This window comes from Acinetobacter sp. G18, assembly GCF_052660225.1.
This window is the reverse complement of sequence record NZ_CP109658.1, coordinates 804,651-814,016: the sequence shown is the minus strand read 5'-3', so window position 1 is coordinate 814,016 and position 9,366 is coordinate 804,651. Positions and strand designations below refer to the sequence as shown.

Genomic DNA, 9,366 nt, shown 5'->3' with positions numbered 1-9,366 from the left:
ATCTATATTCCTTTTATATTATTGATTTAAATGATTTTATGATAATTTTTTTCACTTAACGTTTTTGAGTTTTTTGACCTACAACTTAAAAACATTAAGTAATGTGATCATTTTTACATTAACCACTTTAAAATAAAAAAAACAAATACTAAAGTCCTCAAAGAAAAAAAACTAATTAATACAAATTTTATATAAATAAAATTCTCGTTCTTATTCTTATAATTTTAAATAAACATAAATTAAATTGTTTTATATATAAAACAAATTTAGCTTTTAATTATTGAAAGTTATCTCAATTCAAATCTTTATATAACAACCTTTAATATTTAAACAAAATAAAATATATTATTAATGATATATATAGAAAAAAAATGGCCTTAGTGAATATTTTATTATTACACTAAAACCATACTTTTTAATTTTAATTAAATGCACTTTTAAGTTTTTCTAAAAATTATCAGGGCTTTCAAAGCGTTTTACTTCTTGTAACTTATTTGGATCGTGCATAGTTGCAATACCATCTTCAGTTTTTTGATCAACAATAACATCTGGATTAAAGATTGTGATTGTTTCTCTTCCCAACGCATCTTCTCCAACTACATATTGAAAACCACGGCGGTTCATTTTATGACATAGTTTTTGATAAAAACCTTTAAGCCCTTCCTTTTCTTCATTTGGATTATAATAAAAGGCATTCATTACCGCTGGTAAGCCCAGACCACACACTACACCAGATAATAATACGCTAATAAAGGTGTATCCAATGAGAATACTACTATAAGGGCTAAGCGCGGGAATATTTGCAACTGCTAAAATTAAAGCAAGTGAAATGCCTCCCCGAACCCCTCCCCAAGATAAAATGGTTAAACTACCATTGTAACTTTTGGTCTTTCGCATTGTTGGGAAGAAGGCAAAAGACATAAAGTTTGCCGCAAAACGCGAAATATGCAGAATAAGGAAAGCAACAATTCCACCCAAAATCAGACTAAAGTTTAAATCTAGAATAAATAATTCAAGACCAATTAAAGTAAATAAGAATGAATTGATAATTCCTTCTACTGTATGCCAAAAATGGTTAACTTCTCTAATCTCACGTTCTTCACGAATTTCTTTCCATTTATTTCCAACAATTAACCCCCCAATCACACAAGCAATTGGTGCAGATGCATGGGCAAATAAAGCCACCAGATATGCGCCACTGGCCAGCAATGCCGTCGTTAAAATCAAGGATTCCATTTCGTGCTTACCACGTAATAGACGTAATGTTCCTATACCAAACGCCCATCCAATACCAATGGCAACCACAATTTCATAAAGTAAAGCTTCCAACGTTGCAACTAATGAAAAATGTTCACCCTGTAAAACATTAAGTAGTGTCATAAATAATGCAATACACATCGCATCATTAAATAAAGATTCGCCTTCTAATTTCACAATAAGATGATGGGGTGCCCGAATCGAACTTAAAACGCCCTTAATACCAATGGGGTCTGTTGCACCCAAGGCTGCACCTAACAACAGAAGAACCAATATTGGTACATGATGACCAATCAACAATTGGAAACCATAAAGTAGACCACCAAACAATACTGCGCAGATAACGAGTGCAATCGTTGCTAAAATACTAATTTGTTTCCAATAACTTCTTAAATCTGAAATTTTAAATTTAAGTGCTGAAGATGTCAGAATAAAACAAATAACACCATTAATTAAAAAGTCATAGAAATCAATATTTCGAACTGCATTTTCAATATTATGAATATTAATGCTAATGAACTGATTACCATTTAAGAGACTGGCGCCCCATTGCAAAATGAAGACAAAAATTGCAGAAACAAGAGGTACGCCAATCGCTTGAGGAAAGCCTAAAATACGCTTATTGAATATAGTGGTTGCAATTGATAAGGCAAATACAACCGTAAATGCTTGTAATAAGAAAAAATTACCCATGAACACCCTTCTTCTGGGTCAATGACCAAATAAGAACCTAGACAGCTAAACTGAACAGAGCGAAAAAATGGGCACTTCATATGTGCCCAAGCAATTAAAAGTTAGAATATAAGTTTAACGAATTACGCTAAGCACTATAGCAATTAGTTAAATTTCTTAACATTAATTATGAATCAGAGAGATTATAAAAAATGAGTTCACCTGAACCTATGGCAAACTCATCTTTGTAGTTCAAATAGCGTTATTAAAAGTATCGCATTGATTAATATTACCTGACTTTAACCCCACCTGAAACCAATGCATCCTTTGCTCACTGGTGCCATGGGTAAAACTATCAGGCACAACTTGACCTGTTGCACGTTTTTGTAAATAGTCATCACCAATTTTTTGAGCAGCATCCATTGCTTCTTCAACATCGCCCGCTTCTAAAAACTGAGTACGCTGTTGATTATGATTTGCCCATATACCTGCTAAACAGTCTGCTTGTAACTCTTGACGAACAGATAACTGATTACCTTCTTTCTGACTGACTTGCGAACGAGCTTGTTGCACTTGGGAAGAAATACCAAGCAAGGTTTGAACATGATGACCTACTTCATGCGCAACAACATAGGCTTGTGCAAAATCACCTGCCTGATCTTGGCGAGAGAGCTCTGATTTATTTTGCTCACCCGAGATACCCATTTGCTCACGCATATCTTTAAAAAATTCAGTATCAATATAAACTTTCTGGTCAGCCGGACAATAAAAGGGTCCCATTGCAGATTGAGCAGTGCCACAACCTGAACGAGTCATTCCACTAAATAAAACCAACTTTGGTGGCGTATAAGTTTTACCTAACTGTTTAAATATAGGTGTCCAGGTATCTTCTGTATCAGCTAATACTGTTCCAACAAAATCTGAAGCTTCTTTTTGCTCAGGTGTTAAAGTTTGCGGTGCAGTTTCATTTGATTGTTGTGAAGCAGTAACCTGCTGCGTTGCCTGATAGGCCATTTGTGGATCAACGCCAAAAAATTTCCATGCAACAAATGCTACGACCAAACCAATAATACTAATACCGCCTGCTTTAACACCGCCCCCACCTCGACGGTCCTCAACATTGGTACTGACTCTACGATCTCTCCAACGCATAATTTCCCTCTTATTTTAGAATGGCATCAAGAGTTCGATGCTTTTTTAGGCCAAATTTTTTGTATTAAACTTACGATAATTAATACAACTGCACCAGCAATCATTCCTATCACAAAGTTCATCAATGTTGGTGTTAAAGCACCAATAATATTTCCGACCGCAGGTATAGTTTCTAAATGATCGACCGTATCTTCAGTAATATGATGAAGTAAAGGAATCGTATGGTTAATAATCCCTCCACCTACTAAAAACATTGCAATAGTGCCAACAATAGAAAGTAACTTCATCAAAAGAGGAGCAAAAGCAAGTAACCCACGTCCTAATGTCTGTTTGAAAGAAGCAGCTTGTTTTGTTAAATATAATCCTAAATCATCAATTTTAACAATCACACCAACCAAGCCATAAACACCTAGCGTCATCACAACAGCAATAATGCTAAGGACACTTATTTTTGTCATTAAAGCAGCAGTAGCAACCGTACCTAAAGAAATAACAACAATTTCAGCAGATAAAATAAAGTCAGTTCGAATAGCTCCTTTTACTTTCTCTTTTTCAAAGGCTTCTAAATCTAACTCTTCATTATTAAACTCTTTTTCTGCTTCTTCAGAGGTCGAAGCTTTTTTATGCATGATCGTATGAAGAACCTTTTCAACACCTTCATAACATAAAAATAAGCCACCTAGCATCAATAGCGGGTTAATCAGCCAAGGAGCAATCACACTAATTAATAAAGCCAAAGGTACTAAAATAAGCTTATTAACTAATGAACCTTTAGCGACTTTCCACACAATAGGCAGTTCACGATCAGCGCGTACACCTGTTACCTGTTGTGCATTTAAAGCCAAATCATCTCCTAAAACACCAGCAGTTTTCTTTGCTGCCATTTTGCTCATTAAAGCGACATCATCTAAAATTGTTGCAATATCATCTAGTAATAAAAGTAAGCCACTTGCCATTTCTTATCCAAGTTTGTATTTATCTGACTATTGTAAGATGAAATATTCTAATTTCTGTAATTTTACCGAATAAATTCACAATATTATTTTAAGAAAGTTTAACCAATCGCTGACGAAAAAATTTTATTTCCCGTACAATAATGCCAATCTTTATATTACAGGGCTTACTATCCCTGATTAAGCCAATACGATAGTGGAATAAATAATGAGTAATGTTGATCAGCGTCCAATTATTTTGACAGGCGACCGCCCAACCGGACAACTTCATCTTGGGCATTTTGTCGGTTCTTTGCGTTCACGTGTAGGTTTACAGGATAGCCATCATCAACATCTCTTATTAGCAGATGCACAAGCCCTAACTGACAATGCAGATAACCCAGATAAAGTACGTCGCAATATTTTGGAAGTTGCTCTAGATTATTTAGCAGTTGGTATTGATCCAACTAAGACCACGATTTGCGTACAGTCATGTTTACCTGCATTGAATGAGCTTACAATGTTATATCTTAACTTTGTAACTGTAGCTCGTTTAGAACGTAACCCAACCATCAAATCTGAAATTCAAATGCGTGGTTTTGAACGTGACATTCCTGCTGGTTTCCTTTGCTACCCTGTTGCACAGGCTGCTGATATTACGGCTTTTAAAGCAACTGTAGTACCAGTGGGTGAAGATCAGATTCCAATGATTGAACAAACCAATGAAGTGGTCCGTCGTGTGAATCGCCAAATTGGTCAAGACCTTTTACCTGAATGTAAAGCCTTACTTTCTAATATGGCTCGTTTACCAGGTTTTGATGGTAAAGCAAAAATGTCTAAATCATTAGGCAATACTATTGTTTTAAATGCTTCTGACAAAGACATTAAAAAAGCTGTAAATGCGATGTACACAGACCCAAATCACCTTCGTATTGAAGATCCAGGTCAAGTTGAAGGAAATATTGTATTTACTTATTTAGATGCATTTGATCCAAATAAAGAAGAAGTTGAAGAATTAAAAGCACATTATCGCCGCGGTGGTCTTGGTGACGGTACTGTTAAAAAACGTCTTGAAGGTGTGTTAAAAGAATTAATTACACCTATTCGTGAACGTCGCGAAGAACTTGCTAAAGATCCTGACTATATTATGGATGTTTTACGTCAAGGTACTGACAAATGCAGAATCATTACTCAACAAACTTTAGATGAAGTTAAAGATGGCTTAGGCTTATTTAAGTTTTAACTCTAGAGTTAACATATAAATGAAAAGCCCTACGGGGCTTTTTTTATAATTATATTAAGATTCAATAGTTTAAACTTTTACATTTTTAATATATTTATAATGATTCACATGCACTTACCCTTTTAACGTGAAGTAACACTAATTAACGCGAACCTTAATGAAGAAATATTAAACCTTAACTAACATAGCTTAAGTAGGTTGATATGAACCTCACGACATTTCTCCTTAAGCCGAAACTGTTTTTAACAGATTCGTTGTTCTACGCAGTGATCACCCCAATCATTGCGTATTTTTTTGTCTTTTTTTCGACTTATTATTTCTTATTTCATTTTATGCTACTTTTCAATGATGCAAAAAAATACCGCATCATTTTTCAGATGCGGTATTTTTTAAAGCTTCAAGGAAGCTATTAAGCTAAACCTTTCTCTTTTAATACTTGCAACATAGTTGAACCAAGCTCAGCTGGGCTACGAGTGTAAGCCATACCTGCTTTTTCAAATGCAGCAAATTTCTCTTCAGCAGTACCTTGACCACCAGAAATGATCGCACCAGCGTGACCCATACGCTTACCTTTAGGAGCAGTTACACCAGCGATGTAACCTACTACAGGCTTAGTCACGTTAGATTTGATGAATTCAGCAGCTTCTTCTTCCGCTGTACCACCGATCTCACCGATCATGATGATTGCATCAGTATCTGGATCGTCTTGGAACAATTGAAGAGCTTCAATTTGGTTCATACCTGGGATTGGGTCACCACCAATACCGATACAAGTAGACTGACCTAAACCAAGCTTAGTTGTTTGAGCAACCGCTTCATAAGTCAATGTACCTGAACGTGAGATAATACCAATACGACCTGGTTGGTGGATGTGACCAGGCATAATACCGATCTTACATTCACCCGGAGTGATCACGCCTGGGCAGTTAGGACCAACTAAACGAGTACCGTTACCGTTAGTTTCTAAATAACGTTTTGCTTTAAGCATGTCGATTGTTGGAACACCTTCAGTGATCACAACGATTAGGCCAACACCTGAATCAACCGCTTCAACGATTGAATCTAAAACGAATGGAGCTGGTACATAGATTACAGATGCATCTGCATTTGTTTCACGTACAGCTTCTTTCATTGTGTTGAATACTGGTAAGTCAAGGTGAGTTGTACCACCTTTACCTGGAGTAACACCACCAACAACTTTTGTACCGTAGTCTAAAGCTTGTGCAGAGTGGAAAGTACCGTTTTTACCAGTAAAACCTTGTACCAATACTTTAGTGTCTTTATTAATTAATACGCTCATGATTGATACTCCCCTTACGCTTTAACTGCAGCTACAACTTTTTCTGCGGCATCAGACAAACCGTTCGCAGAAATTAATTTCAAACCAGATTCATCAAGTAATTTAGCACCTAACTCAGCGTTGTTACCTTCTAAACGAACAACAACTGGAACAGTTACGTTTACTTCTTGAACCGCTGCAATAATTGCTTCAGCAATCATGTCACAACGTACGATACCACCGAAGATGTTGATTAAAACACCTTGTACAGATGTATCAGCAAGGATGATTTTGAACGCTTCGATTACGCGCTCTTTAGTTGCACCGCCACCAACGTCAAGGAAGTTTGCAGGCTGACCACCATAAAGTTTAATGATGTCCATAGTTGCCATTGCAAGACCAGCACCGTTAACCATACAACCGATGTTACCTTCCAAAGCAACATAGTTAAGATCAAATTCAGATGCTTTTAATTCACGCTCATTCTCTTGAGATTTGTCACGTAAAGCAGCAACTTTAGGTAAACGGTAAAGCGCGTTAGAGTCGATACCTACTTTCGCGTCTACACATAAAATTTCGCCATTTTCACGAACTGAAAGTGGGTTAATTTCAAATAAAGCAAAATCGTTTTCAACAAATGCTTGGTAAGCAGCTGTCATGATTTTTACGAATTGACCGATTTGTTTGTCTTTCAAACCTAAAGCAAACGCAACTTCACGTGCTTGGAATGGTTGTAAGCCAACTAATGGATCAACTTCAACTTTGATAATTTTTTCTGGAGTTTCTTCAGCAACTTTCTCGATTTCTACACCACCTTCTGTAGAAGCCATGAAAGTAATACGACGGCTAGAACGGTCTACAACCGCGCCCAAGTAAAGCTCACGCTCAACTGGATATACGTCTTCAGCAACAATGATGCTGTTTACTGGCTGACCATTTGCATCAGTTTGATACGTTACAAGACGAGTACCAATGATATTGTTTGCAAATTCGATAACATCTTCTTTAGATTTTGCAACTTTAACGCCACCAGCCTTACCACGACCACCAGCATGAACTTGCGCCTTCATTACAGCGAATTTACCACCAAGCTGTTCAAATGCAGCAACTGCTTCGTCTGCATTGGTTGCCAAGATACCTTCTTGTACCGGCATACCATATTCTTTCAATAACGCTTTAGCTTGATACTCATGTAAGTTCATTTAGTTACCTACTTAACTTTGTTTGTTGTCTTCAATTTGCGCAACATTCTCATGTTGTATATGCAAATTGCTGTCTACGTCTATCAACTTGATGATTTTTTAATCACACCATCGAATGTGAAAAAGAGCGGAGAACCGCTCTTTAATTTTATTTACGCTTACGTTGAATCGCGTGAATTGCACGACCATCTACAGCAAGTGCAGCTTCATGAACAACTTCAGAGAATGTTGGGTGACCAAAAGTCATCAACTGAAGATCTTCAACTGAAGATACAAATTCAAGAGCGATCATACCTTGGTGAACGATATCAGATGCTGCAGGTCCAATGACATGCATACCTAATAAACGGTCAGTTTTTGCATCAGCAACGAACTTAACAAAACCTGCGCCTTCACCAGCCGCTAAAGCACGACCATTTACAGCAAAACCGAATTGACCAGTTTTTACTTCATGACCTTTTTCTTTAGCTTGCTCTTCAGTTAAACCTACCCACGCCGCTTCAGGGTGTGTATAGATAACAGAAATGATTGTGTCATAGTTCACTTGAGCTGCGTGACCGTGAATACGCTCAACAGCCATTACACCTTCTTCCATTGCTTTATGAGCAAGCATTGGACCGCGAACCAAGTCACCAATCGCGTATACACCTTCTACAGAAGTTGCACAGTGATCATTTACTTCAACTAAACCACGTTCAGTTAATTTAATGCCTGAATCTTCAGCCAATAAACCTTCTGCATATGCTTTACGGCCAACACAAACGATTAACTTGTCAAAAGTTTGAGTTTTTTCTTCGCCACCTTGAGTGTATTTAACAGTCACTTCACGACCATTAACTTCAGTGCCAGAAACTTTAGCACCAACGCGAATATCAAGACCTTGCTTAGTTAAAAGCTTTTGGTATTCTTTTGCCAAAGCTTTATCAGCCATTGGCAAGAATGCATCCATTGCTTCAAATACAACAACTTCAGCACCAAGACGACGCCATACTGAACCAAGCTCTAAACCGATTACACCAGCACCGATCACACCTAAACGCTTAGGTACTTCTGGGAAGTTTAATGCGCCAGTTGAATCAACAATAATGTCTTGATCTACAGGAGCTACAGGAATATTTACAGGCACAGAACCAGACGCAAGAATTACGTATTTAGGTTCTAAAACTTGAGTTTCACCTTCATGAGAAACGAACTCAACTTTTTTACCAGCAAGTAATTTACCTGTACCTTTTAACCACTCAATACCGTTGCCTTTAAGCAATTGATCGATACCGCCAGTTAATTGGTCAACAATTTTGTCTTTACGAGCAAGAAGTTTTGCAAGATCGAAATTCACTTCACCAGTTGTAATACCGTGATCAGCTAAGTGATGCACTGTATCTTCATAACGATGAGAAGAATCAAGCAAAGCTTTAGAAGGGATACAACCTACGTTTAAGCAAGTACCACCTAAAGAAGGCTTACCGTTGTGAATACGTTTTTCAATACAAGCGACTTTAAAACCTAGTTGAGCAGCGCGAATTGCAGCTTCATAACCACCAGGACCACCGCCGATGACAACAAGATCAAATTGTTGAGACATTTTTATCTCCATAAACCAGGATAGAGGATCGCTCTACCCTGGTAGGT

At 37.2% G+C, this 9,366-nt stretch carries 7 protein-coding genes; 1 reads left to right on the top strand and 6 read right to left on the bottom strand.

Going from position 1 to position 9,366, the window contains the following annotated elements:
• Positions 1-447: 447 nt before the first annotated feature.
• The 3 genes from NE363_RS03955 to NE363_RS03945 form a co-directional block, all read right to left on the bottom strand.
• Positions 448-1,950 (bottom strand): cation:proton antiporter, encoded by a 1,503-nt coding sequence (locus NE363_RS03955; RefSeq protein ID WP_004705905.1) that lies wholly within the window; start codon positions 1,948-1,950, stop codon positions 448-450.
• Between the two features lie 231 nt (positions 1,951-2,181).
• Complete coding sequence (gene ypfJ, locus NE363_RS03950) at positions 2,182-3,081, bottom strand: KPN_02809 family neutral zinc metallopeptidase (RefSeq protein WP_191103457.1); 900 nt, start codon at positions 3,079-3,081, stop codon at positions 2,182-2,184.
• Positions 3,082-3,107: 26 nt separating this feature from the next.
• Positions 3,108-4,037 carry a DUF808 domain-containing protein gene (locus NE363_RS03945; protein WP_288420330.1) on the bottom strand — a complete coding sequence of 310 codons (930 nt, stop codon included), beginning with the start codon at positions 4,035-4,037 and terminating at the stop codon, positions 3,108-3,110.
• Positions 4,038-4,242: 205 nt separating this feature from the next.
• On the opposite strand from NE363_RS03945, the gene trpS reads away from it, so the two are divergent.
• Positions 4,243-5,256, top strand: coding sequence for a tryptophan--tRNA ligase (trpS, locus tag NE363_RS03940; RefSeq protein ID WP_004705897.1), 1,014 nt, complete (start codon positions 4,243-4,245; stop codon positions 5,254-5,256).
• 409 nt (positions 5,257-5,665) lie between these two features.
• Here trpS and sucD read toward each other — a convergent pair whose 3' ends face one another.
• The 3 genes from sucD to lpdA all read right to left on the bottom strand — a co-directional run bounded on the left by sucD (position 5,666) and on the right by lpdA (position 9,319).
• The gene (gene sucD / locus NE363_RS03935; RefSeq protein ID WP_000114637.1) at positions 5,666-6,556 is read right to left on the bottom strand and encodes a succinate--CoA ligase subunit alpha; all 891 of its coding nucleotides are present in this window, start codon (positions 6,554-6,556) and stop codon (positions 5,666-5,668) included.
• A 14-nt stretch (positions 6,557-6,570) separates the two neighbouring features.
• Positions 6,571-7,737, bottom strand: a complete 1,167-nt coding sequence (sucC, locus tag NE363_RS03930; RefSeq protein WP_001048573.1) for an ADP-forming succinate--CoA ligase subunit beta — start codon at positions 7,735-7,737, stop codon at positions 6,571-6,573.
• 148 nt (positions 7,738-7,885) lie between these two features.
• On the bottom strand, positions 7,886-9,319 hold the full coding sequence (gene lpdA / locus NE363_RS03925) for a dihydrolipoyl dehydrogenase (protein ID WP_002051272.1): 1,434 nt from the start codon (positions 9,317-9,319) through the stop codon (positions 7,886-7,888).
• Positions 9,320-9,366 lie beyond the last annotated feature (47 nt).